This window comes from Bacillaceae bacterium S4-13-56 (genome assembly GCA_040191315.1).
In the GTDB taxonomy this organism is placed as follows: Bacteria; Bacillota; Bacilli; order Bacillales; family JAWJLM01; genus JAWJLM01.
This window is the reverse complement of record JAWJLM010000010.1, coordinates 50,623-77,381: the sequence shown is the minus strand read 5'-3', so window position 1 is coordinate 77,381 and position 26,759 is coordinate 50,623. Positions and strand designations below refer to the sequence as shown.

27 protein-coding genes and 1 pseudogene are annotated in these 26,759 nt (G+C 37.3%); 18 read left to right on the top strand and 10 right to left on the bottom strand.

Annotated features, from left to right (window positions below):
* The first annotated feature begins 181 nt into the window (after positions 1-181).
* Positions 182-1,336 carry a GNAT family N-acetyltransferase gene (locus RZN25_04825; GenBank protein ID MEQ6376146.1) on the top strand — a complete coding sequence of 385 codons (1,155 nt, stop codon included), beginning with the start codon at positions 182-184 and terminating at the stop codon, positions 1,334-1,336.
* Between the two features lie 17 nt (positions 1,337-1,353).
* Here the strand turns inward: RZN25_04825 and RZN25_04820 are convergent.
* The 4 genes and pseudogenes from RZN25_04820 to RZN25_04805 all read right to left on the bottom strand — a co-directional run bounded on the left by RZN25_04820 (position 1,354) and on the right by RZN25_04805 (position 5,542).
* Positions 1,354-1,581 (bottom strand): annotated as a pseudogene (locus RZN25_04820) (thioredoxin family protein).
* 133 nt (positions 1,582-1,714) lie between these two features.
* The gene (locus tag RZN25_04815; GenBank protein ID MEQ6376145.1) at positions 1,715-2,239 is read right to left on the bottom strand and encodes a CBO0543 family protein; all 525 of its coding nucleotides are present in this window, start codon (positions 2,237-2,239) and stop codon (positions 1,715-1,717) included.
* 502 nt (positions 2,240-2,741) lie between these two features.
* Positions 2,742-4,022 carry a uracil permease gene (gene uraA / locus RZN25_04810; protein ID MEQ6376144.1) on the bottom strand — a complete coding sequence of 427 codons (1,281 nt, stop codon included), beginning with the start codon at positions 4,020-4,022 and terminating at the stop codon, positions 2,742-2,744.
* 437 nt (positions 4,023-4,459) lie between these two features.
* Entirely contained in the window at positions 4,460-5,542 is a 1,083-nt protein-coding gene (locus RZN25_04805; protein ID MEQ6376143.1) for a branched-chain amino acid aminotransferase, read from the bottom strand.
* A gap of 559 nt (positions 5,543-6,101) precedes the next feature.
* Between RZN25_04805 and atoD the strand changes: the two genes are divergently transcribed.
* From atoD to RZN25_04775, 6 genes are all read left to right on the top strand, one after another.
* On the top strand, positions 6,102-6,746 hold the full coding sequence (gene atoD / locus RZN25_04800; GenBank protein MEQ6376142.1) for an acetate CoA-transferase subunit alpha: 645 nt from the start codon (positions 6,102-6,104) through the stop codon (positions 6,744-6,746).
* 15 nt (positions 6,747-6,761) lie between these two features.
* Positions 6,762-7,421, top strand: coding sequence for a 3-oxoacid CoA-transferase subunit B (locus RZN25_04795; GenBank protein MEQ6376141.1), 660 nt, complete (start codon positions 6,762-6,764; stop codon positions 7,419-7,421).
* A gap of 21 nt (positions 7,422-7,442) precedes the next feature.
* Complete coding sequence (locus RZN25_04790; protein ID MEQ6376140.1) at positions 7,443-8,627, top strand: acetyl-CoA C-acetyltransferase; 1,185 nt, start codon at positions 7,443-7,445, stop codon at positions 8,625-8,627.
* A gap of 23 nt (positions 8,628-8,650) precedes the next feature.
* A complete protein-coding gene (locus RZN25_04785) occupies positions 8,651-9,424 on the top strand; it encodes a 3-hydroxybutyrate dehydrogenase (protein MEQ6376139.1) in 774 nt (257 codons plus the stop codon).
* Between the two features lie 118 nt (positions 9,425-9,542).
* Positions 9,543-10,826 carry a GntP family permease gene (locus tag RZN25_04780; GenBank protein ID MEQ6376138.1) on the top strand — a complete coding sequence of 428 codons (1,284 nt, stop codon included), beginning with the start codon at positions 9,543-9,545 and terminating at the stop codon, positions 10,824-10,826.
* A gap of 78 nt (positions 10,827-10,904) precedes the next feature.
* On the top strand, positions 10,905-12,311 hold the full coding sequence (locus RZN25_04775; GenBank protein MEQ6376137.1) for a sigma 54-interacting transcriptional regulator: 1,407 nt from the start codon (positions 10,905-10,907) through the stop codon (positions 12,309-12,311).
* Between the two features lie 18 nt (positions 12,312-12,329).
* Here the strand turns inward: RZN25_04775 and rpoN are convergent, their stop codons facing one another.
* The 3 genes from rpoN to RZN25_04760 all read right to left on the bottom strand — a co-directional run bounded on the left by rpoN (position 12,330) and on the right by RZN25_04760 (position 14,909).
* Positions 12,330-13,646: an RNA polymerase factor sigma-54 gene (gene rpoN / locus RZN25_04770; GenBank protein ID MEQ6376136.1), complete on the bottom strand. Its 1,317-nt coding sequence runs from the start codon at positions 13,644-13,646 to the stop codon at positions 12,330-12,332.
* Between the two features lie 133 nt (positions 13,647-13,779).
* The gene (locus RZN25_04765; protein MEQ6376135.1) at positions 13,780-14,319 is read right to left on the bottom strand and encodes an MFS transporter; all 540 of its coding nucleotides are present in this window, start codon (positions 14,317-14,319) and stop codon (positions 13,780-13,782) included.
* Positions 14,316-14,909 (bottom strand): MFS transporter, encoded by a 594-nt coding sequence (locus RZN25_04760; protein MEQ6376134.1) that lies wholly within the window; start codon positions 14,907-14,909, stop codon positions 14,316-14,318. The genes RZN25_04765 and RZN25_04760 overlap by 4 nt, the downstream gene beginning before the upstream one ends.
* A gap of 297 nt (positions 14,910-15,206) precedes the next feature.
* Between RZN25_04760 and RZN25_04755 the strand changes: the two genes are divergently transcribed.
* From RZN25_04755 to RZN25_04710, 10 genes are all read left to right on the top strand, one after another.
* Positions 15,207-15,488 carry an atypical membrane-integrating protein (Mistic protein) gene (locus tag RZN25_04755; GenBank protein MEQ6376133.1) on the top strand — a complete coding sequence of 94 codons (282 nt, stop codon included), beginning with the start codon at positions 15,207-15,209 and terminating at the stop codon, positions 15,486-15,488.
* A gap of 100 nt (positions 15,489-15,588) precedes the next feature.
* Entirely contained in the window at positions 15,589-16,482 is an 894-nt protein-coding gene (locus RZN25_04750) for a GNAT family N-acetyltransferase (protein ID MEQ6376132.1), read from the top strand.
* Between the two features lie 82 nt (positions 16,483-16,564).
* On the top strand, positions 16,565-17,176 hold the full coding sequence (locus RZN25_04745; protein MEQ6376131.1) for a hypothetical protein: 612 nt from the start codon (positions 16,565-16,567) through the stop codon (positions 17,174-17,176).
* Between the two features lie 84 nt (positions 17,177-17,260).
* A complete protein-coding gene (locus RZN25_04740) occupies positions 17,261-17,425 on the top strand; it encodes a hypothetical protein (GenBank protein MEQ6376130.1) in 165 nt (54 codons plus the stop codon).
* 6 nt (positions 17,426-17,431) lie between these two features.
* Positions 17,432-17,533: an erythromycin esterase family protein gene (locus RZN25_04735; protein MEQ6376129.1), complete on the top strand. Its 102-nt coding sequence runs from the start codon at positions 17,432-17,434 to the stop codon at positions 17,531-17,533.
* 312 nt (positions 17,534-17,845) lie between these two features.
* The gene (locus RZN25_04730; GenBank protein ID MEQ6376128.1) at positions 17,846-19,240 is read left to right on the top strand and encodes a cytochrome ubiquinol oxidase subunit I; all 1,395 of its coding nucleotides are present in this window, start codon (positions 17,846-17,848) and stop codon (positions 19,238-19,240) included.
* Entirely contained in the window at positions 19,240-20,250 is a 1,011-nt protein-coding gene (gene cydB / locus RZN25_04725) for a cytochrome d ubiquinol oxidase subunit II (protein ID MEQ6376127.1), read from the top strand. The genes RZN25_04730 and cydB overlap by 1 nt, the downstream gene beginning before the upstream one ends.
* Positions 20,250-21,986, top strand: coding sequence for a thiol reductant ABC exporter subunit CydD (gene cydD / locus RZN25_04720; protein ID MEQ6376126.1), 1,737 nt, complete (start codon positions 20,250-20,252; stop codon positions 21,984-21,986). The genes cydB and cydD overlap by 1 nt, the downstream gene beginning before the upstream one ends.
* The gene (cydC, locus tag RZN25_04715; GenBank protein ID MEQ6376125.1) at positions 21,958-23,661 is read left to right on the top strand and encodes a thiol reductant ABC exporter subunit CydC; all 1,704 of its coding nucleotides are present in this window, start codon (positions 21,958-21,960) and stop codon (positions 23,659-23,661) included. The genes cydD and cydC overlap by 29 nt, the downstream gene beginning before the upstream one ends.
* A 96-nt stretch (positions 23,662-23,757) precedes the next feature.
* Positions 23,758-24,531, top strand: a complete 774-nt coding sequence (locus RZN25_04710; GenBank protein ID MEQ6376124.1) for an exodeoxyribonuclease III — start codon at positions 23,758-23,760, stop codon at positions 24,529-24,531.
* A gap of 687 nt (positions 24,532-25,218) precedes the next feature.
* On the opposite strand, the gene RZN25_04705 is transcribed toward RZN25_04710, so the two are convergent.
* The 3 genes from RZN25_04705 to RZN25_04695 form a co-directional block, all read right to left on the bottom strand.
* On the bottom strand, positions 25,219-25,530 hold the full coding sequence (locus RZN25_04705) for a MerR family transcriptional regulator (GenBank protein MEQ6376123.1): 312 nt from the start codon (positions 25,528-25,530) through the stop codon (positions 25,219-25,221).
* A 298-nt stretch (positions 25,531-25,828) separates the two neighbouring features.
* Positions 25,829-25,978 carry a Fur-regulated basic protein FbpA gene (locus RZN25_04700; GenBank protein MEQ6376122.1) on the bottom strand — a complete coding sequence of 50 codons (150 nt, stop codon included), beginning with the start codon at positions 25,976-25,978 and terminating at the stop codon, positions 25,829-25,831.
* A gap of 12 nt (positions 25,979-25,990) precedes the next feature.
* Positions 25,991-26,131, bottom strand: coding sequence for a hypothetical protein (locus RZN25_04695; GenBank protein MEQ6376121.1), 141 nt, complete (start codon positions 26,129-26,131; stop codon positions 25,991-25,993).
* 181 nt (positions 26,132-26,312) lie between these two features.
* Here RZN25_04695 and RZN25_04690 point away from each other — a divergent pair, with 181 nt between their 5' ends.
* On the top strand, positions 26,313-26,552 hold the full coding sequence (locus tag RZN25_04690; GenBank protein MEQ6376120.1) for a DUF438 domain-containing protein: 240 nt from the start codon (positions 26,313-26,315) through the stop codon (positions 26,550-26,552).
* Positions 26,553-26,759 lie beyond the last annotated feature (207 nt).

The following is a 26,759-nucleotide window of genomic DNA, read 5'->3' as shown; positions in this document are numbered from 1 at the left end:
TTAGCTTTTTCACCATTATAAATGAATGTACGATGAAAACTTGTCAAAGCTTGTCCCAAAATATGACTAGTTTTGTTGAATCAGTAGTAGACTTGTCTTAAGAACCCTATTATCTAGAAAATTGACAATAGATTCCGATCATACTAAATTTAAATATAGTGAGAAAGAACGGGGGAAAATCATGGAAATTACTATGCTAACATCAGAAAAACAGCTAAAGGAATCTATACATCTTTCAGAATATGCCTTTCAATATAAAGTTCCTGAAAATGAAATGGAGAAAAGATTAACAAAGGCAAAGAGTCACGATATCTATGGAATCTATGACGAGGCCCAACTTGCAGCTAAGCTACATCTAATACCATTTGAGGTCTATTTCGAAGATACTATCCTTAAAATGGGTGGGATAGCTGGGGTGGCCACATACCCTGAGTATAGAAGGTCTGGCTATGTAAAGCATTTAATGACCAATGTATTGAAAGAGATGAGAGATAAAGGATATAGCATTTCTATGCTTCATCCCTTCCATATCGGGTTTTATCGAAAGTATGGGTGGGAGATTACGTCAAACCGAAAAATTTCTACTTTATCTAAAGGGGACTTATCTAGACTAGAACATGTTCCCGGAAAGGTAAAAAGATATTCAAAAGACAGTCACAATCTTGATGTGGAAGTTGTTTATAATGAGTTTTCGAAAAAATTTGTGGGCATGTTAGTAAGAACAAAAAATTGGTGGCAAGATGCTATTTATTATGATCTAACAGTGGCAGTTTATTATAATAAATCAAATCAACCTAAAGGTTATATGCTTTATAGTGTAAAGAAAAACAAAATGACCATTGATGAGTTTATGCCATTAGATCATGAAGCTCGAGTAGGGCTATGGAATTTTATCTGTCAGCATGATTCTATGGTTGATGAGGTCGAGATAACAACTGATGAACGGGAGCCACTATTCTATTTGCTGCAAGACCCAAGAATTAAATCAGAAGTAAAACCGTATTTTATGGGAAGGATTGTAGATGTGGCCCTGTTTTTTGATCAACTATCTCCTTACTATAGTAAAGTTAGGAGTCCAATTACACTCAAAATAATAGATGAATTTGCCCCTTGGAATAATCAATCTATCCAAATCACCTCAGGGGGATATTCCATAGGACACGACAAAGAGAACGCCTTGAAGCTTTCTATTAATACTTTAACCACGGCCTTTTTTGGATATATGTCTCCCATTCAATTAGCGGAAATAGGATTGATTAAAGGGGAAAAAGATGCCGTTCATCAGCTTGATTATTTAGTTGGGAAGAAAAAGCCTTACTTGGCCGATTTTTTTTAAGTATGAGGCCAGTCCTCTCAAATGTGTAAAGCATCATAAATCCGTGCAATTTTGTAATGAAAGGAATCTATGGGAACAAATCTAGCTTCTCTTAACACTTCTTTCCCTTCAACAAAAAGGAGAAGGGCAGGTACTGTAAATACTTGAAAATATTCAGCAATTTCAGGTACAACACTAGCATCAATAAGACCAATTTGGATGTCTGGATAATCTTTGAGAACCTCCTCAACCTGAGGAAGTAATGCATGGCAAACTCCTCAGCTATCAGTCTGTATATAGATAAAACTCAAAAAATTACTCTTCATATGCTCTTTAATTGCATCAATAGAATTCAAATCTCTCACTCGGATCACCTTCTATTAGAATTATTTTGTTTTCCTATAAATGTTTCCAACGATTTGCACCACTTATTTTGTGACTAATCATATATATAATTACATAAAAAGGGAAAGAATAAAAGGAATTCCACATCTTTTGATTATACAAGTCAATCCAAATAAAAACTGGCTCTCCAACAAATGAGACGATTGCAGCATAAACCATCCCTTTTTTAAGAGAAGACCATTTTGGAAAAGCTTGAATCCAAACCATTATTGTAACAGGGATTAATGTAATATCCCAAGGCATAAAGGCTGGGATTGTTGGGATAAGCATAGCTTTATACTCCCATAACCCTAGAACAATTCCTAAAAAATCAAGGTAAGCAGAAGTAACTAATGCAAATCCACCGGCTAAAAGAAGTCGTACTTCCCTTTTTTCCTTTTTATATTTATACCAGAATATCCAAGGCACAGTGGCTAAAAATAGTAATATCCAAAAATGAAGGCTCCATAATGTATGCTCCAACCAATAATGGTAATGTTCCGTCTGCAGTTGATGAAACTGTTTAAAAAGGTAGCTCATATATAACATTTGCTCCATCCCTTATGAAAATGATTTACTAACTATTGTTGACAAAATGATTATATGTAAGACACGAATTATGTCAAAATGTGTCGTTTGAATGTATTTACGAGAAGGAAATAAGGAGAAAAGTGGAAGTAACAGCGTATTCTGATCAATAGCCTCTTTTATTTGATGAAAATTAAAGAAATATTTGGAGATGAAATAGTGGGGGTTTTTCACATTGGAAGTACATCTCTGACAACTCCCACAGCGGGGTTCTAGGATACTAACAAGCTTCTCTGTAAAAGGTCTTAAAGCTAAGCCCATTATTGATATAATGCCTGTAGGGAAGGACAAACAAAAAGTGGAGGCAATAGGATACGAGCCTGAAGGAGAGTGCGGCGCTAATTTTTTGTTCAAGGAAAAAAGGAGCTAGTAAAAAAATAGAGAAAGAAGCCTTAGTAGGAGGGCTATTCAAAAATAAAAGGTACCAGTCGAAACTGGTACCCTTCCTTACATATTAATCTTCATTTGTAATGTTAAATATCTCAAGCAATTTAAAGAATAGACTTAGGAGAATAGCGATGATCGTTGCTAATCCCATTCCCTTTAATTCAACTGCACCGATGTTGATAGCTACTCCACTTATACCAATAACGAGTACGATACAAGTGAGAATTAGATTTTTCGAATTGCTGTAATCAACCTTTGACTCTACTAACATACGAATACCACTTGCCGCGATAATACCAAATAGTAGAATTGATATTCCGCCCATGACTGGCTCGGGAACAGAAGCAATAAGAGCAGATAATTTTCCGATAAACGATAGAATTATAGCAATGATTGCTGCTCCGCCGATAATCCAAGTAGAATAGACGCGAGTAATCGCAAGTACACCGATGTTTTCTCCATAAGTAGTGTTAGGAGTTGCTCCAACAAAACTAGAAATAATAGTAGATATACCGTTACTTGCTAAGGAGCGATCAAGACCAGGGTCTTTTGTTAGATCTTTTTTAACAATGTTCCCCGTTACAAAAAGATGTCCAATATGCTCAGGAATAAGAACTAATGCAGCTGGTAATATGGTTAGCATAGCTGATAGATCAAATTGCATTTTGTAATAAGTAGGAAGAGAAATCCATTTAGCTTCTTCTACTCCACTCAAGTCAACAATACCGAAGAATAAAGCAATTATATAACCTGCAACAATCCCGATTAGAATAGGGATGATTTTTAGGAAACCTCTAAGGGTTACCCAGCAAATAATAGTAATAAGTAAAGTTAATAGAGCAACTGTTGCTGATTTTGGATCCATCGTCCATTCTGCTCCTGGGTCTGATGAAATCCATCCAGCCATTTGTGCAGCAACTGGTACTAATTCAAGTCCAATTACAGCAACGATTGCTCCCATGGCAGCTGGCGGAAATATGATATCAATCCAACTTGTTCCTGCGAATCTAATAATTATAGAAACTAGGACTAGCACAACCCCTACTAGGAAGAATCCTCCAAGTGCATATCCATAACCATCCCCACCCGCGTGGTTTGCTAATACAACACCAACCGGTGATAGAAAAGCAAAACTAGATCCTAAATAAGCCGGGATTTTTCCTTTGGTAATAAAAATGTATAATAGCGTTCCAATTCCGTTCATTAATAGAATCGTTGCAGGATCCACACCAAAAATTAAAGGTACTAAAACCGTAGATCCGAACATTGCAAATAAGTGCTGAAAGCTAAGAGGCAAGCTTTGTAGTATTGGTAGTTTTTCATGTACTTGAATTTCTCTTTGAGCCATCTCAATCTCTCCCTTTATTAAAAAGTTTTGAGTCGAGTTACCATTAGTAGAATAAAAAAAAGCATCTTGCTTAGGGCAAGATGCTTAACATGACGAATACAGGAACTCTCCAGAATCCATCATGATATACAGAACCGTGTTCTGCTCCACCTTGCCAGCCTCTCTGGGCTGAATTAAAGGTAACCGTATCGACTTGTCTTTGTTATTATACAATGAATATAAAATGTGTCAACAAAAAATTAGAGATGTCGCTTTCTGTCGGATAGTTTTATCCCATATGAAAAGGCAGTAATACCCCCCCACCTCAACTCTTAAGGAAACCGATGAGAGTAAACCGCCTGTAAATGTCCGAGTGGTTCAAGGGCTTTAGGTATGCCCTTGGTGCTAACCATCAGTGGGGGACGGTCGTTGATTGAAGTTTCCCTTAACTTAAATTATTATACTTTCACATGGGCAACTTCCATGGTCCAATTAAATAAATCATCTTCCTTCCCTAGTTGAACACCTGTGATGGTATCATAGAGACGTTGGGAAAGAGGCCCTATTTTTTGTTCTCCGAGGGTAATGGTTTTCTCTTTCCAAGTTAACTCACCTACAGGTGAAATAACGACTGCTGTTCCTGCACCAAAAACCTCTTCTAGCTCACCACGTTTATGAGCAGCAAATACATCTTCCATCGAAATTTTCTCCTCTTTAACAGGAACTCCCCAATGGTTTAATAATTGAATGACGGAATCACGAGTGACTCCATTTAAAATACTACCACTCAATTTAGGAGTAATGACTTCCCCATTAATCTTGAAGAAGATATTCATACTTCCAACTTCTTCTACATATTTGTTTTCTTTAGCATCCAACCAAAGAATTTGGGAAAACCCTAATTGCTCTGCTTTTTCCTGTGCTTTTAAACTGGCCGCATAATTTCCGGAAGTCTTTACGTCACCTACTCCACCCGCGGCAGCACGTATATACTGTTCCTCCACATAGATGCGAACAGGGCTCAATTGATCACCATAATAAGCTCCTACAGGAGAAAGAATAACTAATAATTTATATTTTTTAGAAGGACGTACACCAAGAAAAGGTTCTGTTGCAAAAACATAAGGGCGGATATATAAGGATGTTCCTTCTCCATTGGGAATCCAATCCTTATCTATTAGAATTAATTGTTTAATAGCCTTTAATAAAAAATCCTCTTCTATTTGAGGAATACACATCCTTGCACATGATTTGTTAAATCGTTTCATGTTTTTTTCGGGACGGAATAGCTGAACCGTACCATCAGGAGTAGTATAGCCTTTTAACCCCTCAAAAATCGCCTGGCCGTAATGAAATACCATGGCTGCGGGGTCAAGAGTAAGTGGTTCATATGGAACTATTTTTGGATCATGCCACCCTTTCCCTTCCTCATAATCCATAACAAACATGTGATCACTGAAATGCTTACCAAACCCCAAATTATCTACACTTGGTTTTTCCTTTAATATCTCACTCTGAATAAACAATACTTCTTGATTCATCTTCACATCACTCCCTAAATATTACCCAATTAAAAATATAGATTATGCAATTATAGTAAATATTCTGAAAAAAAACAACAGATTAATAACAAAAAGTTTTTATAGGTACTGAATACCGGGATTGATTCTTAATCTTCTGGCTAGAGACTATATACTCCTCTTCTTTAACAAATATCTGAATTCCTTCCATAAACGCTCTAGGAACACTTGTTAGTTGCTAATGGACGATAATCATGAGCTTCATCATACGTTTTACAATTCTTTCCGAGTGGTAAGCGCATACAAAATATTTCCGTTTTATCGGAAAAATTCAGAAAATTCCTTCCGATATTCCGAACTATTCCGCTTTAGTGGAATGGCAACGCCCTGTTATTCCTCAATAACGAAATCAAATAGTGGAATTTCAAAAAATAATAAAAAGGATATTATTCTAATGAATGTTGATTCCCAATATTTGTGAAAAAATGAGCAAAGAGATAAAATGCATTTGTTTAAAAAGTTGGCATGATTTTTGCATTGTTAATTGTGTAGAGAAAAATAATTTAGGAGGTGCTCATCCATGAGTAAAATCATTTCAAAAGAAGAACTTCTACCCATGTTTAAAGATGGCATGACAATAATGTTTGGTGGATTTATGGGAATCGGTACTTCTAAAAAGCTAGTGGATGCAATCATGGAATCTAATGTTAAGGATTTAACGCTGATTGCAAATGATACCGCTTTCATAGAATCGGGTGTCGGTCCTTTAATAATGAATAAAAGGGTGAAAAAGGTTATTGCCTCACATATAGGAACGAATCCGGAAACAGGACGTCAAATGATCGCGGGAGAAATAGAAGTCGAGTTGGTTCCTCAAGGAACTCTTGCAGAAAGAATACGTGCTGGTGGTTCTGGGTTGGGAGGAATATTAACTCCCACTGGTGTAGGAACTCTAGTTGAAGAAGGAAAGCAAAAAATTAATGTAGGGGGACGAGATTATCTATTGGAGCTCCCTTTAAGAGCAGACGTAGCTATATTAAAAGCAAAAAAAGCAGATAAATCTGGAAATCTAGTATATCACAGCTCTGCTCGTAATTTAAACCCAGTGATGGCACTTGCGGCAGACACCGTGATTGCAGAAGTAGAAGAAATTTATGAAATCGGTGACATTTGCCCTAATGAAGTTGTAACAACGGGAATTTTAGTGGATAAAATCTTAGCATAAAGGGAGGTTTATGAAATGGTGGAAAAGACAGCAAAGGAAATTATTGCAGAACGAGTGGCTAAGGAAATGCGTGATGGTGATGTTGTCAATCTTGGAATTGGGCTACCGACCATGGTTCCTAATTATTTACAAAAAGGTGTAGAAGTGATTCTACAATCAGAAAATGGCTTTATTGGACTTGGACCAAAGTCTGATCCAGAAGATCCAGACTTAGTTAACGCAGGAGGGCAACCAACAGGAATTTTGCCTGGTGGTGCATTTTTCGATAGTGTGTTTTCCTTCCAATTAATCCGCGGAGGACATGTGGATGTTACGGTATTAGGTGGCTTAGAGGTTGATCAACATGGAAATTTAGCTAACTGGATGATTCCAGGGAAAATGGTGCCTGGTATGGGTGGGGCTATGGACTTAGTAACGGGTGCCAAAAAAGTAATAGTTGCTATGGAACATTGCTCTAAAAAGGGAACACCTAAGATTCTTAAAGAATGTAGCTTACCTTTAACCGGAGCTGGAGTGGTTGATTTAATTGTGACGGAGTTAGCCGTTTTTGAAGTAACAGAGAATGGTTTGCTATTAGTAGATTTACAGGATGGCGTTGATATTGAAACAGTCAAAGAGAAAACAGATGCACCATTTACGATTGATCCTAACTTAAAGGTAGAACAACATCATTAAAATAGAGAGGATGTTAAAAGAATGCATGAAGTAGTTATTGTTAGTGCGGTTAGAACAGCTGTTGGAAGCTTTATGGGCTCGTTAAGTAACGTTCCTGCCATCGAATTAGGAGCAATAGTAATTAAAGAAGCTCTTCAACGAGCAGGAGTCCCAGCTAATCAAGTCAATGAAGTAATTATGGGAAATGTCCTTCAAGCAGGTCTTGGTCAAGGACCGGCAAGACAGTCAGCTATAAGAGCGGGGTTGCCATTTGAAGTTCCAGCAACAACGATAAACAAGCTATGTGGTTCTGGTTTGAAAGCTGTTCACCTTGGTGCACAGTCCATTCAATTAGGAGAAGCGGATGTCGTTGTGGCGGGTGGAATGGAAAATATGAGTCTAGCACCTTATCTCCTACCAAAAGGTCGAACTGGTTATCGAATGGGTGACGGAAAGATCATAGATAGTATGATTCAGGATGGATTACAATGTGCAATCAATAATTGCCACATGGGGATTACAGCAGAGAACTTATCTGAAGACTATGGTTTTTCCAGGGAAGAACAAGATGAATTTGCTGCATGGAGTCAACAAAAAGCAGAAGCAGCACTAGAAGGTAATGTATTTGAAGAAGAGATTGTTCCTGTAGAAATTCCGCAAAGAAAAGGAGAACCAATAATCTTTGCAAAAGATGAATTTCCACGCGCAGGAGTTACAGCTGAAAAATTAGGAAAATTAAAGCCTGCCTTCAAAAAAGAAGGAACAGTTACTGCGGGTAATGCATCTGGGATTAATGATGGTGCAGCGGCCATTGTCCTAATGAGTAGAGAGAAGGCTGATGAACTAGGGATTAAGCCAATAGCCACTATAAGAGGAAATGGAACAGCAGGTGTAGATCCTCGCATTATGGGAATTGGTCCAGTTCCATCAACAAAACTAGCACTTAAAAGAGCAGGTCTATCTATGACTGATATCGATTTAATTGAAGCAAATGAAGCCTTCGCTGCCCAATCATTAGCGGTTGAAAGAGATCTGGAGATTCCTAGAGATAAATTAAATGTCAATGGCGGCGCTATTGCTTTGGGCCACCCTATCGGTGCTAGTGGTGCGCGTATTTTAGTCACACTTTTACACGAAATGAAAAGACGCGATTCGCGTTATGGATTGGCTACACTTTGCATTGGTGGCGGAATGGGTGCTGCTAGTGTAGTTGAATTAGAAAAATAAAAGTTCACTAAGGAGGAAAAGAAATGGAAAGTAGAGTGGTATTTGTTACTGGTGCAGCAAGTGGAATTGGCTATCAAGTTGGTTTGGAATTTTTGAAAAATGGAAACAAAGTTGTTTTTACAGATATTAATCAAGCCAAACTGGAAGAAGTTACGGAACAGCTTAAAAGGGAAGGCTATGATTGCTTAGGTTTAAAAGTAGATGTAACAAAAGAAGAAGATATCAAGCAGGCAATAGAAAAAACGGTAGAAACATATGGAAGGTTAGATGTTTTATTCAATAATGCAGGTTTACAACATGTATCTCCTATTGAAGAATTTCCAACTGAAAAATTTGAGTTCATGATTAAGGTTATGCAAGTTGCACCTTTCATTGCTATGAAATATGCTTTACCAATTATGAAGAAACAAGGATTTGGTCGTGTTCTTAACATGGCTTCTATTAATGGACTTATCGGTTTTGCTGGAAAATCAGCATATAACAGTGCAAAGCATGGGGTAATCGGGTTAACAAAAGTAGCAGCTCTTGAGACGGCAGAACATAATATTACAGTTAATGCAATTTGTCCTGGATATGTAGATACCCCTCTTGTACGTGGTCAATTTGAGGATCTTGCAAAGACACGCAATGTGCCACTAGAGAAGGTAAAAGAAGAAGTACTATACCCATTGGTGCCACAGAAACGCCTTTTAGATGTGCAAGAAATTGCAGATTATGCCCTATTTTTAGCTAGCGATAAAGCTAAAGGTATTACTGGTCAAGCAGTAGTTCTAGATGGTGGGTATACTGCTCAATAAATTTAAATAAAGTTTGTGAGATTGCTAACGGTCCAACAATTGAATGGGAAAATATTCAATCTCGGCATGCGCAACATGCTCGTGCCGAGATACTATAAATGGATGAAGGGGTGTTGTTATGTTTGGAATTATCTTAGGTCTTATCGTCCTAATGGTTCTTGCTTTCATGGGCTGGTCAATTATCTGGATAGCTCCCATTGCGGCAGGGGTTGTAGCTCTTACTGGTGGGTTAGATTTACTTGATGCTTACACAAACACGTACATGAGTGGTTTTGTAAGCTTTGCTAAGACATGGTTCCCAGTATTTATGCTTAGTGCAGTCTTCGGTAAATTAATGGAAGACACAGGGATGGCAAAGTCCGTAGCTTTAAAATTAGCTAAATTGATGGGAGAAAAACGGGCCATTTTAGGAGTATTATTATCCTGTGCTGTTTTAACCTACGGAGGTATTAGTTTATTCGTTGTAGTTTTTGCTGTATATCCATTAGCAATTACATTATTCCGCGAAGCAAACATTACACGTAAATTGCTACCAGCAACTGTAGCTTTAGGTGCATTTACGTTTACAATGACCGCTCTACCAGGTACACCGCAAATTCAAAACCTAATTCCAATGCCTTATTTTAAAACGGATGCGATGGCAGCGCCTATAATGGGTATTGTAGCGGCAGTTATTATGGGAGTATTAGGTTATTACTATTTGATCTGGCGTCAAAAGCAAATGACCGCTAAAGGTGAAGTGTTTACAGAACCAAAGGATCAACCAATGGCTGTGTCAGAAGAAAAGGTTCCCAATGTATTCTTATCTTTGTTACCATTGTTAACGGTTGTATTAACGCTAAACCTCTTAGACTGGCATATTATTATGGCTCTTATTGCAGGTATTCTCTTAATTCTAGTCCTAAACTACAAAATGCTTAAAAGCTTTGTGAAGACCATTAATGCCGGTGCTACTGGTTCTGTAACGGCAATTATTAATACTAGTGCAGCAGTTGGATTTGGTACAGTAGTTCAGGCAGTTCCTGGATTTGAAAAGCTTACAAAAATGTTAATGGGCGTCCCTGGAAACCCGTTAATTTCTGAATCTATCGCAGTAAACCTATTGGCAGGGGCAACAGGGTCTGCTTCAGGTGGAATGGGTATTGCTCTAGAAGCACTTGGTCAAAAATACTATGAACTATCTCAAACATCTGGCATTGCACCAGAAGCTTTTCACCGAATCGCATCATTATCATCTGGTGGACTAGATGTCCTTCCACATAATGGAGCAGTATTAACCTTGCTTACCATAACGGGAATGACACACAAAAATAGTTATCGTGATATTGCAGTAGTTGCGATCGTTATCCCAATCATTGCGACTATTGCGGCTATTATTCTAGCATCAATGGGCATCTATTAATTCAGAAAAAAGTACCATACAGAGGCTAGTTCTTCTTTGTTATAATGAAATAAAGGAGTATATAAGGGGGGATATTCATTGCTGAGCCGTGAGATGAAAGGGCTTCCACCAGAATGGCTAGAAGAGATTATTAATCTATCTATATTGAGATTGGTTGTTGTAGACACAGAAGGGATTATTGTCTACATTAACTCTACCTATTGTGACTTTTTAGGAACTACGATGGAACAAGCTATTGGTAAGCATGTTCAAGAAGTAATTGAAAATACAAGAATGCATATAGTGGTAAAAACAGGTCAGGCAGAGATAGAAGATCTTCAACCAATCAATGGAAGTGTCATGGTAGCCAATCGATATCCCCTCGTGATTGATGATGAAATTGTAGGTGCATTAGGAACGGTTATCTTTCCTGATCCAGAGAATGTACGAGATTACAACAATAAAATGCAAAGCCTAATAGAAGAATTAAACTTTTATAAGGATAAAATTGTAAAAGAGTTGACAAGTAAGTATGGATTTCATGATCTTGTAGGAGAAAGTCCGGTTTTTTTATCCACTAAGAAATTCGCTGAAAGAGTTGCTGCTAGTAATTCTTCCATCCTAATCACAGGTGAATCAGGAACAGGAAAGGAACTATTTGCCCATGCTATTCACCAAAATAGTAAGAGAAAAAAACAACCATTTGTAGCTATTAACTGCGCCTCGATTCCTGAAGATCTTTTTGAATCTGAACTATTTGGTTACGAAGATGGTGCCTTTACGGGAGCAAAAAAAGGTGGAAAGGAAGGTCTTTTAAAAGTAGCTAACAATGGTTCGATTTTTCTTGATGAAATAGGGGATATGCCTTTTTCAATGCAAAGCAAAATGCTTAGAGCTATCCAAGAAAAAGAAATTATTCCAATTGGAGGGAACAAAACAATTCCCATCAACCTTCGAATTTTAGCAGCAACAAATCAGAATTTGATGAAGAAGGTGGAGGAAGGAACGTTTCGAAGAGATCTTTACTATCGATTAAATGTTATTCAGATTGAAATCCCCCCTCTTCGTGAAAGAAAGGAAGATATCCTGCCAATCGCCAGTCAATTACTTCGTAAAATTGAAAAAAGGTTTTATAAAAAAGGAACGATGCTTTCACATGAAGTAGAGCAAAGACTACTACAGCATTCATGGCCAGGGAATGTACGAGAGTTAGAAAATGTTTTGGAAAGAGCAATCAATGTTTTAGACGGAAGGCAAATAGAACTTGCACATCTTCCTTTGTATTTAAGTGATCTTGAAGAATATACTCCAAAGGGGAGAGATTACTTTTCTAGCACTTCCTCTCAAACTATTAAGCCATTAAAAGAAACTGTTGAGGATGCTGAAATAAAGGCTATTAGACAGGCACTTGTGCTAACAAAAGGCAATAAACAAGAGGCAGCTAAATTACTTGGAATTGGAAAAACAAGTATGTATGATAAATGCAAAATGTATGACATTTCTTAGAATCCAAAAGGCATCGCGTCAATGCGATGCCTTATTTCTTTTTATTTTTTTTCGTATCACAGAAGAAGGAATATCGAGCTGCTCTCGATACTTAGTAACTGTCCTTCTCGAAATTTGGATATGTTGGCCTTTGAGTATATTAGCCAACTGTTGATCAGAAAGAGGTCGGTCATACGATTCCTCATCAATAAGATCCTTTATTTTTTTCCTAACTACGTAAGAAGACGTAATCTCACCATCGGAGAGTTGAACAGCGTTTGTGAAAAAGTGCTTAATCTCAAATAATCCATAGGGGGTTTGAACATATTTGTTTCTGGATGATCTGCTAACCGTTGACTCATGAACCCCACATTTTTCTGCAATCATTTTGAGGGATAATGGACGAAGCGTATCTGTGCCTTTCATAAAAAATTCTATTTGGACGTCTGTAATAGCCCTCATAATGTTAAGTAAAGTATTTCCACGATGGTTAATACTCTTGCTTAGCCACATAAAGCTTCTATACTTTTCCTCAATATAGCGATGGGTAGGGTCAGATACACTCGTGTTAGATTTTAAGATCTCATACGTAGATGATAAACTAATTTTTGGCAAGACAGAGTCATTTACGCGAAGAATGATGGATTCATCCTCCACCTCCAAGAAAAGATCAGGCACTATATAATTTGTGGGTGTTGACGTATTAATGGAGTTTCCTGGTCTAGGTTGTAAGGAAGAAATAAAATCAAATTCCTGTATTACTTTATCTTTACTGACCCCCAACTCCCTTGAAATTTCATCCCACATTTGCATAGACATCTCTTCTAAATATTCACTAACCATTCTTTTGGCAATATGATTATTTGGATCTTGTTCCTCGATTTGGATAAGAAGACATTCTTTTAGATTTCTTGCTCCTACTCCTATAGGCTCCATTCGTTGTATGGTATGGAGAGCATCTTTTATGTCGTCAACAGCAACATCTAATTCTTCAGCTATTTCATAAATGTCATCGTGAAAGTATCCACTATCATCCAGTAACATAATTAGATAGTGAACAATTTTTCGTTTCTTTTCTTTTAAGTTCATAAAATTGGCTTGTTCCATTAAGAAATCATAGATATCTTTAGTATCCCTAGATACATTTTCAACATAATTTGATTGGGAAGATGAAATATAGTGATTTCCTAAAACAGGAGGTTCTTCAATTTCAATGAGTGGATTATCAAGAGCTTCCCGTTTTATATAATCAGCAAGTTCCACTGTGGAATATTGTAAAATAGATATGGCTTGCTTCATTTCTGGAGTCATGGCCAGCTTTATATTCTGCTGTTGGGTGAGATTAAGATCAAGCATAACATGCCACCTCTTTGAAAGCGTTTTTATATTTCTATTATAAAGCAAAAATAGAAATGAACATATCATTAATTGCGAGGAAATAAAAAAGGTGTTAGACGGCTATTAAGAACCTTGGACTAACACCTTTTTGTTAAATTCCTTGTTGGGATGCTCTGTGGACGATCGCTTTTTTTGGGGTAGAAACAAACCTTCCCATTATAACGGCCACTAAACATAGAATTGCGAAAATAATAAAGGCTTGTGTAAATGGGATGAGCTTGATAATAAATGGACCGGCGAAAGCAGAAATTCCATAAGCTTGGTACATAAATCCATAATTCATTCCTATATTTTTTGTTCCATAGTAATCTGCAGTTGCGGAAGGATATAAAGCAAGGTATCCACCAAAGGCAAAACCAATGAGGGAAACAGCTATTAAGAATAGAGGATAATTCATTAAACCCGTACTCATAAAAAACAGAATAACAGCAGTAAGTGCATATACGCTAAGGAGAGTATTCTTCCTGCCAAAACGATCGGATAACTTTCCTAAACCGATTCGACCACCTGCATTAAATAAGGCAATGACCATAACGGCATTAGCAGCTTTTCCTGCATCAAGGTTGACCAGCTCCACTCCTATATCCACAGCAAAACTAATCACTAACAAACCAGACATACCACCAATCAAGAACATGATCCAAAGTATATAAAATTGAGGAGTACGGAGCATTTCTTTGTTGAAAAATTGATCGCATTCGGGATAACCGATGAATTAGGACTAGATGGTAGTTCAAATTCGGTAGGAGGGTTTTTTAATAACTGTGCTCCAGCCACGACTAAAATTAAATAAGTGATTCCTAAATATGAAAAGGTAGAGGTAACACCGAAATTCTCTATAAGCATTTCAATAATTGGCTTATAAATTAAGCCGCCAAGGCCAAATCCCGCCACAGCCACGCCGCTGATAAAACCTCTTTTGTCGGGGAACCATTTTACACATGCTGAAAGAGGGCATACATAAGTCATACCAATCCCTATTCCACCTATAACTCCATAATAGAAATAGAGTTGAGATAATGAAGTCGCTTGGCTAGATAAGAGTAAACCTATTCCCAGCAGAATACCTCCAATGGTTGCAACCCAACGAGGACCTATTACATCCTGAAGCTTCCCCGCAAAAATGGTTGTAAATGCAAAGACGGCAATAGTAATGGAGAATGTAAAAACGACATCCTCTCGTTCCCAGCCGAATTGATCTATCAGTGGTTGATTAAACATACTCCACGCATAAACAGCCCCTAGATTTATTTGACTAATACAGCTCCTACTACAACAAACCAACGATTCATAGAAAGCCTCCTCAGATGATATCAACTATAAAGGAATCCAACTGTGATGAGATATACATCATGCTTGGTTTCCTTGGAGGTATAAGGCATTATTTATAATTTGCCTTGTCCATTTTATAGAACTTTTATATAAAGCTTATATGTGAAATATTTAGCAATGGATTCTTTATGGGAAGAAGACCATACTGTAGAAAAAACTGGACACTCTAAGAATGGGTGATAAAAAATGAAGGCAACCGAACTTGAGAAAAAGCGGTTTGATAAAGCATTAGATGAATTTATTGAGTTGTTTAATAATATGGAGGATGATAAACCTGTCATCCATTTTAGTGATGAAGTATTGGACAATATAGAGCGGGCAAAGAAAAAATACGGAGAAGAAATGGTGAATGATAAGATCAATACTGTTGTCCGTGAAATGTTGTCTTGGCTGGATTTAGACGACGTTGAAGCGGAGAATGACAAAGTAATAGAAAATGATTCAGAAAGTGAAGAAGAGGAGGAATAATGAAGCGTTTCTGTAAATACAGAAACGCTTCAACCTTTTATATACATTAAAATAGGATGTGCTAAAATATTCTCCAACGAGAATAAGGAGCTGTGAAGCTATGAAGGTTGAAAGGGTAGGAACAAACCACAAAAATGCCTTTGTTATCTATTGTAAAAAGCATCGAATGGAAGTTGATGATTCGTTCTTATATGATGAGGATTTAGATGGTTTCATTGATAACGACGATAATCCAAGCTGTGTGTTGTTAGATGATAAGAGTCAGGTGAAGGGTGCGGCTTCCCTTATATTAGACGAATACCAAAGGCATGGTAAAAGGGGAAGATTCCGTATTTTTCATTCAGAATTATTGGATGTAGAATCCTATCAAAAGCTGATGGAGTCTGTATTGCAACATACAGAGGGGCTTGAAAAGGTATATGTCTTTGTTCCATTAGTTAACAAAAATCTCTCAATATACATTGAATCTCAATCTTTTGTTGTGGAGAGATATGCTTTTCTTCTTGTTCGAGACTTAGATCAAATTCCTTCCTTCCAGCTTTCAGATGGATATGAGCTAAAAGATTTTATCGAAGGTCAGGATGAAGAGACTTGGTGTAAGGTGAGAAATGCTAGTTTTGCAAAGTTGCAAGGTAGCGAGACACCTATATCCCCTGCAATGGTTACAAAAATGATAACAGAAACAGAGCATATTGAGGGTGGTATGAAAATTTTATATCATCATCAAATTCCTGTCGGGGTTGTTCGTGGTTCAGATGATGAATATGAAAATGCGCCAATCATGAATATTGGTCCAGTCGCCATAGTACCCGAATACCAGGGGAAAGGATTAGGGCGTGTTTTTCTTCGAGCAGCCCTACAGTTTGCAAAAGATAAAGGGTATTCTAAAGCTATCTTATCCGTGAATGGAGAGAATGAAAGAGCTAAAGCTCTCTATGAACAGGAAGGTTTCATACAGGTAGAAGCTGTTACATGCTACAAGTATCTAGTATAGGAAAAGTCATCTCACTTCTTTGATTCCCGCCTACATTTTTTTTGCATAGGATAAAGGTAAAAAGGAATGAGGAAGTGATCTCATGGGTCTTTTTATGAATTGGAGAAGCCAACCAAAGCTTTTTTCCAACGAAGATAAACTAAAGGACAATAATCAGTCCACCTTTAAATACGATTACCTTGCAGAATGGATCAAAAGTCAGAAAGAAATGAACGAATCCTTGGAAAAGTCGTATCAACAATTATCTACAGTACAGCAAAAACAGGAAAAAATGAATTCAGAGCGATGGAATGAGGTAGGAGAGAAGCTTGGTAAATTAACCGAGGCGGAAGAAAAAGAAAAACAAAAGATATTTGAGGAATTAAAGCAGATTCACGATACTACGTATGAAATGATGCAACAACTACAACAAATGGACCAAAGCCAAGAAAAGATGAATGAACAGGTTGGAGAAGTTTATAAGCTAAACCAGGAAATTTCCGATAAAGTCAGTAAACAGGAGCAGCATCAGAGTCAACTAGAGGAACGCTTGGAAAATCAAGAAGCTCTCATGGAGAAAATCTCTCGTCAGCTCCAACACTTCAGGTCCATTCTATTTGAACGTACGCATGATTTGGCTGAGAAGGTGGAGGATAGCTATAAACAGACATCCACTTATGTTTATAATCTTATGTCTAAATCCGAAAAAAAGTAAGGGTTGAAATTTGCTCAACCTCATAAGTCCTCCTCCGCTTGGGCAAAGTAATCTTGTTTACTATGCTTCGGAGGAGGACTTATTTTGAATAAGATTTTAGAAGGAATCAAAAAGCATTCAAAATCATTCGAGGCAGTACAGGATTTAGAGCCTATTATAGATGAAGTTGGAGATGCTAGAGTAGTCCTATTAGGTGAGTCAAGTCATGGGACATCTGAGTTTTATAAGATAAGAGCAGAATTATCGTAGCGGCTTATAGAAGAAAAAGGATTCAAGGCAATTTGTGTGGAAGGGGACTGGCCAGCAAGCTCTCAAGTGAATCGTTATATAAAAGGATATGATAAAAGAACCAGCTGATTGGAAGCGGCTTTTTTTTATGGTCCTCATCATAGGAGCAACCATGGGCTTAAAGGTGATTTCATAAATGTCTTCAATTAAATAAAGGAGGATGCTTACTTCTTTATTTAAAAACAGTATCATTAAGCACCATCTCTAAAATGATAACTATTAGTATTGTCAAAATCTTCACATGATTGTCATGGTTCTATCATAAAATTGCACTCCATAACCCATAATCTAGGCTATAATACACTTGTACTGAAGTGGGTATGCTTTGATTGCTGTAACAAAGAAGTCAAAATCTAAAATTTGGGTTTGGGGGGACAGTGAATGACTGAATTACTGTTGGCCAGGCTGCAATTTGGGGTAACGACAATTTTTCACTTTTTATTTGTGCCCATGTCGATTGGCTTAGTGTTTATGGTAGCGTTGATGGAGACACTCTATGTTGTGAAGAATCAGGTAGTCTATAAAAAGATGGCTAAATTTTGGGGGCACTTATTCCTGATTAACTTTGCAGTAGGAGTAGTAACCGGTATCATTCAAGAATTTCAGTTTGGAATGAACTGGTCCGAATATTCTCGATTTGTAGGAGATGTTTTTGGAGCTCCACTCGCAATAGAGGCGTTATTAGCCTTCTTCTTAGAATCGACTTTTATCGGAATCTGGATTTTTGGATGGGATCGTTTGCCTAAGAAAATCCATTTATTTTGTATTTGGCTAGTGACATTAGGTACCACGTTTTCTGCGCTATGGATCTTAGCGGCAAATTCGTTTATGCAGGAACCCGTTGGTTTTGTAATCAATAATGGAAGAGCAGAGATGAACGACTTCTTCGCATTACTACAAAATCCTCAGCTTCTCGTAGAATTTCCACATGTGATCTTTGCTGGATTAGTGACTGGTGCTTTTTTTATTGGAGGAGTCAGTGCTTATAAGCTTATTAAGAAACAAGAAATCGATTTATTTACAAGGTCGTTTAAAATGGCTATGAGTATTGCTTTTATTGGTAGTATGGGAATTGTTTTCAGTGGACACGCACAAGCTCAGCATTTAATGGAAGCACAGCCTATGAAAATGGCTGCCAGCGAGGCTTTGTGGAAGGATAGTGCAGATCCAGCACCATGGGTGATCTTTGCAGCAATTGATGAAGAAAACCAAAAAAACTCATTTGAACTATCCATTCCTTATGCTTTAAGCTTCTTAGCCTACAATGAATTCTCGGGTTCTGTTCCAGGAATGCTGACTCTCCAGGAAGAATATGAACAAAAATATGGAGAAGGAAATTATATCCCGCCAGTTAATACAACCTTTTGGAGCTTCCGAATTATGGTTGGTGCAGGAGGGTTAATGATTTTAACTTCCGCTCTTGGACTTTTGTTTGCTCTTCGAAAAACTATACTTAATAAAGCTTTCTACTTAAAAGGGATGGTTGCCATGATTGCCTTCCCGTTTATCGCGAATACTGCGGGCTGGGTAATGACAGAATTTGGACGACAGCCATGGACGGTATTTGGACTATTTACTACTGCGGAGTCTGTTTCACCTAATGTATCTTCACAGTCGCTATTATTTTCATTGGTTGGCTATAGTGTTGTATACCTTGGTCTTGCTATAGTACTTGTTTACTTATTCGTTCGAGAAATTAAAAAAGGAACGGAACATCATTATTCACAGGATGTTTCTCTATCAAATGATCCATTTGATAAGGGGGTTCTTCCATAATGGAATTGAATGAGCTTTGGTTTGTCATTGTGGCTGTCTTATTTATTGGATTCTTCTTTTTAGAAGGATTTGATTTTGGCGTAGGAATGGCGGGGCGGTTTGTTGGGAAAAACGAGTTAGAACGACGTATGTTAATAAATACAATTGGTCCTTTTTGGGACGCTAATGAAGTTTGGCTTTTAACGGGAGGAGGAGCCATTTTTGCTGGATTTCCTCATTGGTATGCCACCATGTTTAGTGGTTATTATATACCGTTCGTATTCGTACTTATTGCCTTGATTGGACGTGGGGTTGCCTTTGAGTTTAGAGGGAAAGTAGATAGTGAAAAATGGAGAAAAAATTGGGATTTAGCTATTTTTGTAGGAAGTATTTTACCTCCATTTTTATTTGGAATTCTGTTTTCAAGTATCATTCGGGGAATGCCAATAGATGAAACCATGACATTACGTGCCGGCTTCTTTGATTATGTGAATGTATTTACTGTGGTTGGAGGAGTGACGGTAACCCTATTATGTCTGATGCATGGTTTGGTATTTATTACACTAAGGACGGTAGGAGATTTACAAGAAAGAGCACACAAATTAGCGGAAAAGCTGATCTATGCGGTTTTCGTATCTTTGGTTACTTTTGTAGGACTCGCTTATTTTGAAACAGATCTTTTTACGTATCGTGAGGAAGCAACCATACCGATGATTGCTCTTATTGTACTTAGTTATGTAGGAGCGATCTTTTTCCTAAAACAGAAAAAGGATGGATGGGCTTTTACTGCAAGTGGATTAGGAATTGCACTAACAGTGGCCACTATTTTTGTGGGACTTTTCCCACGTGTCATGATTAGTTCGCTTGGAAGTACTTATGACCTGACTTTATATGCAGCATCCTCAGGTCCATATTCCCTTAAAGTAATGACAATAGTGGTTTTAATTTTCTTGCCTTTTGTCCTAGCTTATCAGATTTGGAGTTACTATGTATTCCGTAAAAGGGTCAATGGAAAGGGTATGATTTATTAATGGATAAAACATGGCTAACGTACTCGGGAATTCGCAAACTTTTTATTTTTCTTGTTAGCATAACTGTTATCCAAGGGATCGCTATTATTATGCAAGGAGTTTGGCTGGCAAAAGTAGTCGCTCATTTTTTTAACCAGAAAGAAATAGAAGATGCTAATTTAAGCATCTTCTATTTTGTCATGGCTTTCCTTATAAGAGCTATTCTTCAGCAAGTTAAAGAAAAGATAGTGTTTCGATTTTCGGAAAAAACAGGAAAGGATTTAAGAAAAAAGGTGATCGATCATCTTTTTCTAATTGGACCGAGAGTAATTAGAAAGTTAGGGACTGGAAATACGGTAACTTTACTAATAGAGGGAATTTCTCAAGTGAAGAACTATCTTTCTCTTTTCTCACAAAAATTCATTCAGGTCCTGGTCATTCCCATTATGATCATTTCCTTTGTCTGGTTTTTGGATCGTCTTTCGGGAATCGTTTTGGCAGTGGCTACTCCCATTTTAATTACTTTTATGATCTTACTTGGGATGGCTGCTCAAAAAAAAGCGGATATGCAATTTCAATCCCATAGAATCCTAGCTAACCATTTTGTAGATTCATTGCGGGGTTTACAAACCTTAAAATATTTAGGGATTAGCAAGTCTCATAGTAATAGAATTCAATCAGTGAGTGACCGTTATCGAAAGTCAACAATGAGTACACTTAAGGTTGCCTTTCTATCTTCTTTTGCGTTGGATTTTTTCACAATGCTTTCAGTGGCTACTATTGCTGTATTTCTTGGATTGCGTTTGATAGAAGGGGAATTAACATTAGGTCCAGCTTTGACTATCCTTATATTGGCTCCTGAGTATTTTTTACCTATACGGGAAATAGGTGCAGATTTTCACGCTACATTAAACGGGCAAAAGTCAGCCAAAAAACTTCATAGTATATTAGAAATGGCGCCTTATGAAAAAGAACAAGGAAGCATTCGAAAATGGACAAAAGATTCTATCTTTTCATTTGAAAATGCAAGTATTCAACATGATCAACAAGGACCAGCATCTTTAAAAAATGTAAGCTTTGCGGTTAAGGGATTTCAGAAAATAGGAATTGTCGGTTCAAGTGGAGCCGGGAAATCTACTATCTCTGAATTGATAAGTGGATTCCTCCAAGTGCAGAAAGGGGGTCTATCCATTAATGGGCAGACCTTCACTCATCTTCAGAGGAAAGATTGGCAAAGCCAGGTGGTATATATACCACAGCATCCTTACATTTTTCAAGACACGTTTAAAAGGAATATAGCATTCTATTACCCTAATGCTTCAGACCATGAAATTTGGCAAGCGGCTCAGAAGGCGGGCATTGCTAACTTGTATGAAGAGTATGCAGATGAGGTGCTAGGAGACGGAGGCCGGTCCCTAAGTGGAGGACAAATTCAACGTGTAGCAATAGCACGAGCCTTTTTGGTCGATCGGCCCATCCTCATTTTGGATGAGCCAACCGCTCATTTAGATGTAGAAACCGAAATGGATATTAAACTACGCCTTTTGAAATTGTTTGAGGATAAACTTGTATTTTTAGCTACACACAGACTTCATTGGATGGAGGATATGGATCAGGTTTTATTTCTTAGAAGAGGCGTTTTAGTAGAGCAAGGAACACATGAGGAATTAATTCATCAACAAGGAGACTATTATGAAATGGTTTCGGTGTTGAAAGGGAGGCTACAGCATGAAAGAGTGGGTACTTCCATATCTTAAGAAAAATAAGGGCTGGGTATTCATTGTAATAGTTTTTGGAATCGGGGCAGCTTTGGCATCTGCTCTTTTAATGTTCACCTCAGGATTTTTAATCTCCAAAGCCGCAACCAGACCAGAGAATATTTTACTTATATATGTTCCTATAGTTGCAGTTCGGACGTTTGGTATTAGTAAGGCTGTTTTTCGTTATTTAGAGAGATTAATGGGTCATCATATTGTTTTGACCATTCTTTCTCAAATGAGAAAAAGGGTCTATCAATCCATAGAACCCTTTATAGGAAAACAATCCTTCTCTTTAAAAATTGGAAATATGCTGGGTCTTCTTTCTGAAGACGTTGAGCGACTTCAGGATATTTATTTGAAGACTGTATTTCCGGCTGTTGTGGGATATGCTTTATATGGATCTGTTGTGGCGTTCCTTAGTTACTTTTCAATTACATTTGCATTCATAATGGGCCTATTACTAGGGATCCTTGTCTTTCTTTTCCCATGGTTATCTCTTTCTTTTTCTAAGTATACGATAGGAAAAATGAAAAGTGGAAGATATAGCTTGTACTCAAGACTAACTGATGCAGTAATGGGTGTAAGTGATTGGCAATTTAGTGGTCGATCCCATGATTTTATTGAAAGCTACGAGAAAGCAGAAGCGGAGTTAGCTATATTAGAAGAAAGGAATCAAGGTTATATACAAAGACGTAATATGACTGCACAACTACTTATTGCAACCATTGTGGTAGTGATTCTTTTTTGGACAGCCCAGCAAAGCTCCATGGGAGAGATGCAACCAACCTTAATCGCAGCTTTTGTTTTGGTTCTTTTCCCTTTAATGGAAATATTCATACCCATTTCCGATTCAGTAAGTGAGATCCCATCTTATCAATCTTCTTTCCAACGTCTTAGTGAGCTTCCACCTATTGATTTGCCGGATAAGAACCATTCACTCTCTTTTATTAATAATAGATGTGAACTAGAGATTCTGAGAGCTTCTTTTGGTTATGAGAAAGATAGGTTGATCATAGATAATCTTACCTTTTCTATGAAAGAGGGAGAAAAAGTAGCACTGTTAGGTCCAAGCGGAGGAGGGAAATCAACCCTAATCAAACTTATTATAGGAGATCTTTTACCACTGACAGGCTCTGTAACTATTAATGGGTTTCCTGCATATCATATGGTAGAAAATACCTCAAAAGTGGTTTCAGTGTTGAATCAGGACCCTTATCTCTTTAATACCACAGTGAAAAACAATATACGTTTAGGATGTTCCAAAGCTTCAGATCAAGATGTATATTGGGCAGCTAAACAGGTAAAACTTCATGAGTTTATCCTATCTCTTCCAGAAGGATATGATACCATCATGGATGAAGCAGGCACTCGCTTTTCTGGAGGAGAGCGTCATCGGATAGCTTTAGCTAGGATATTATTGCAGAAAGCCCCCTTGGTTATTTTAGATGAACCTACCATTGGATTAGACCCACAAACAGAAAAGGATTTATTAGATACTATCTTTGAAGCTTTAAAGGATAAATCAGTCCTTTGGATTAGCCATCACTTAGCTTTTATAGAAAAAGCGGACCGAGTGACATTTTTAGATCAAGGGAAATTGGTATTAGAAGGAAAACACGAAGACTTAATGAAAGAAAATACAAGATATCACTCCCTTTATCAGCTTTCTTAACCCCCCTTTAAATATAATGAAGGATCCTATTTGAGTGCACCGAACCAAATAGAACGGTATAATAAGACCCAAGAAGGTTAAGAAGGGGTAGATGTTTTGAAGCTTGTATCATGGAATGTCAATGGAATTCGGGCATGTCTTACCAAAGGTTTTTTAGATTTCTTTCATTATATAGATGCTGATGTTTTTTGTATTCAAGAATCAAAGTGTCAAGAAGGTCAAGTCAAACTAGAACTAGATGGTTATTATCAGTATTGGAACTACGCAGAAAGAAAAGGTTATTCAGGAACAGCTGTTTTTACAAAAAAAGAACCATTGCATGTTTCCTTTGGCCTTGGAGAAATTTTAGAGGATAAAGAAGGTAGAGTGATTACTTTAGAATTTGACTCCTATTTTGTTGTAACAGTTTATACGCCCAATTCCAAACGGGATCTCTCTAGGTTGGATTACCGATTAGAATGGGAGAATGCAATTCTAAAGTATATTAAACAATTGGACAAGCAGAAGCCGGTCATTTTATGCGGTGATTTGAATGTGGCCCACCAGGAAATTGATCTAAAAAATGCAAAGTCCAATGTGCAAAATTCAGGATTTACTATCGAGGAAAGAGGTAAGATGACCGAGTTTTTAGGTAGTGGCTTTGTTGATTCTTTTCGCTATCTGTATCCTGAAAGAACGGATGTATATTCCTGGTGGTCCTATATGAATAAGGTAAGAGAAAGAAATATTGGTTGGCGTATTGATTATTTTGTTGTATCCAACCGAATGGCTTCAAACATTGAAGATTCACATATATACTGTGATATTTATGGTAGTGATCATTGCCCTGTTGGGTTAGATATTAATTTAGCAAACATGAACGGGCAATAATACCCCCACCTCAGGTCTTAAGTGAAACGAAAAGAGTATAGGGGGATACTCCCATGGAAATAAAACATTAAATTTTTCATTCTTGATAGGGAAGCTTGCGTCATGGTTGGCTGCCCGTAAATTTCCGATTGGTTCAAGTTCCTTTAGGTCATACCCTTGGGTGCTAACAAACAGTGGGACGGTCACTGATTGAAGTTTCACTTTATCACAAATTTAAATAAAAGCTGATCCATATTTTTGAGGGATCGGCTTTTTTCTTTAACAATAAGGATCCTGGTCAAGTGCTTGGATGGGCTGTGTTTTGGTGGCACTAAATGAATATTGCGGCATGTAACCAAATGAAGTAGCACCAACCTTCAGAATTAGAAAAAAATCATTACATAAAATTTTTAAATCGTCACATTGCATTGTAGAGAATAGCTCTCAAATTATGTCGGTAGCATTTAAGGGAAGAGAGTAGCACGGAATTCATAAAATCATCACTACGATAAAAAACCCCGTCACTTAAACCCGGCTCTTTAGCACTTAGCATTCTGAATTCATCACTTAACGTATAAAATCAATGATATTTAGTAGCATCTAAATGTATTAAAAAGCACGCAAAGGGACCAAACAAAACAAAATGAACAAAACTCATAGAAATAGTAAGAAGTACTTTGTATCAGTTTTGTCCATCCCTTGTATCTACTAATTTCTCAAGTGGAAATGGGCATTGATTTGCCCTCTTAGCATTTCCTTTCGAGCATCCTTGTGTTTTCTTTGGTCGCTCATCATATCTTTTTTAATTTCAGTTGTTTGTACACCTTCCTCTCTTTTTTCTGCTATTTTTAATAAGGTCTCTACATCATCAAATGAATATTTTCTGGTACCTTTGTCTGTTCTGTCGGGAAATATTAGCCCTCTCTCTTCATAGTAACGAATCTTACGTTCAGATAATCCAGTCAACTCATGTACAGTTCCAATGGATATCACTTTTTTGTATTTATAAGCTGAAGACAATGATTCCCCTCCCTCACGTTTCTTTCATTATTGCCTGTTTTTTGATGATATTCAATTTGTTTGTAAGAAAATCTTACAATAAATAAAAAAGACCATACTTTTATCCCGCTTGAAGGAGCAGTAATACCCCCACCTCAATCCCTTAAGTGACGAAAAGAGTAGGTGGGGGATAAGCTGCCCGTAAATTTCCAATTGGTTCAAGTTCCTTTAGGTCATACCCTTGGGCGCTAACAATCAGCGGGGGAAAGGTCACTGATCGAAGTTTCACTTTATGGGTTTCGAGAAAATGGAGTTAAATTCAGCAATATTTGTTGTACAAATATTCTAGTTCAGAAAGTGTCAAGCTAAACGGGTCTTGGTTTGAATCATCAAAAAAACCCGAATCCATTAGCTTTTCTACGTAGTGTATTTTAACCTTTTCAACAGCCTCTCTTAAATGATTCCTCATGTGATCACCCCCTTAGGATTGGTTTTGAATTCTTCGAAGTAACTCAAAGGCGTTCCCACCTATAAGAAGCATTAATTCTTCTAACAGCAAATCCCTTTTTAAATCAAGTTGAACGATTTCTTTGGCTATCTCCATTTCTTTCTTTCGTTCCATGAGGTAACCCTCCCGCATCGATTTATATAGATATAATAAGGGTATTTTTCTTAGATGTCAGTTAAGATGTAAGGTATTCTAACATTGTTTTTAAAAATAAAAAGTAGGTGAGTTATGTCACTACTTATGCATGGGATGAACGATAATATTTTTCTAACGTAACTGTTAGGAGGAATATTTGATGAGCGAAATTATAAATAATAGAGAAGTTTCCATCCAAGATAAAGAAACAGAAGGTCAAAAGGAATTCATTAAACAAATGTTGAAAGAACTACACAGGGATGAGCCAGTTGATCAAATCAAAGAACGTTACAAAGGAATTTTAAAAAATATTAAAGTAAGTGAAATGTCACAAATGTATGGCCTACGTCGATGGCCACAAGAAATGCTTCTAAAGAGTTTACTGCGCAGAAACAAGTGATTTTCTTGTTTCGAAGGGCAGAAGTTTCTATACTATCTTTAATGGATACAAAAAAGCACGCTTATCAAAAAAACATGTCATCACAGGTGAGGAAGCCCTGGACTTTTATGAGGTTGCAAGGATGATGTCAGAGGAATTGAAGTTAAAAATCGGTATACAGAACCTTCCGCAAAAGAAATTAAGTAGTTTATGATCGCTCAAGGGGGA

Coding starts and splice junctions, on each gene's coding strand:
- RZN25_04825 (MEQ6376146.1), top strand. CDS start 182: ATGGAAATTACTATGCTAACATCAGAAAAACAGCTAAAGGAATCTATA.
- RZN25_04815 (MEQ6376145.1), bottom strand. CDS start 2,239: ATGAGCTACCTTTTTAAACAGTTTCATCAACTGCAGACGGAACATTAC.
- uraA (MEQ6376144.1), bottom strand. CDS start 4,022: ATGGCTCAAAGAGAAATTCAAGTACATGAAAAACTACCAATACTACAA.
- RZN25_04805 (MEQ6376143.1), bottom strand. CDS start 5,542: ATGAATCAAGAAGTATTGTTTATTCAGAGTGAGATATTAAAGGAAAAA.
- atoD (MEQ6376142.1), top strand. CDS start 6,102: ATGAGTAAAATCATTTCAAAAGAAGAACTTCTACCCATGTTTAAAGAT.
- RZN25_04795 (MEQ6376141.1), top strand. CDS start 6,762: ATGGTGGAAAAGACAGCAAAGGAAATTATTGCAGAACGAGTGGCTAAG.
- RZN25_04790 (MEQ6376140.1), top strand. CDS start 7,443: ATGCATGAAGTAGTTATTGTTAGTGCGGTTAGAACAGCTGTTGGAAGC.
- RZN25_04785 (MEQ6376139.1), top strand. CDS start 8,651: ATGGAAAGTAGAGTGGTATTTGTTACTGGTGCAGCAAGTGGAATTGGC.
- RZN25_04780 (MEQ6376138.1), top strand. CDS start 9,543: ATGTTTGGAATTATCTTAGGTCTTATCGTCCTAATGGTTCTTGCTTTC.
- rpoN (MEQ6376136.1), bottom strand. CDS start 13,646: ATGCTTGATCTTAATCTCACCCAACAGCAGAATATAAAGCTGGCCATG.
- RZN25_04760 (MEQ6376134.1), bottom strand. CDS start 14,909: ATGTTTAATCAACCACTGATAGATCAATTCGGCTGGGAACGAGAGGAT.
- RZN25_04755 (MEQ6376133.1), top strand. CDS start 15,207: ATGAAGGCAACCGAACTTGAGAAAAAGCGGTTTGATAAAGCATTAGAT.
- RZN25_04750 (MEQ6376132.1), top strand. CDS start 15,589: ATGAAGGTTGAAAGGGTAGGAACAAACCACAAAAATGCCTTTGTTATC.
- RZN25_04745 (MEQ6376131.1), top strand. CDS start 16,565: ATGGGTCTTTTTATGAATTGGAGAAGCCAACCAAAGCTTTTTTCCAAC.
- RZN25_04730 (MEQ6376128.1), top strand. CDS start 17,846: ATGACTGAATTACTGTTGGCCAGGCTGCAATTTGGGGTAACGACAATT.
- cydB (MEQ6376127.1), top strand. CDS start 19,240: ATGGAATTGAATGAGCTTTGGTTTGTCATTGTGGCTGTCTTATTTATT.
- cydD (MEQ6376126.1), top strand. CDS start 20,250: ATGGATAAAACATGGCTAACGTACTCGGGAATTCGCAAACTTTTTATT.
- cydC (MEQ6376125.1), top strand. CDS start 21,958: ATGAAAGAGTGGGTACTTCCATATCTTAAGAAAAATAAGGGCTGGGTA.
- RZN25_04700 (MEQ6376122.1), bottom strand. CDS start 25,978: ATGAGGAATCATTTAAGAGAGGCTGTTGAAAAGGTTAAAATACACTAC.
- RZN25_04695 (MEQ6376121.1), bottom strand. CDS start 26,131: ATGGAACGAAAGAAAGAAATGGAGATAGCCAAAGAAATCGTTCAACTT.
- RZN25_04690 (MEQ6376120.1), top strand. CDS start 26,313: ATGAGCGAAATTATAAATAATAGAGAAGTTTCCATCCAAGATAAAGAA.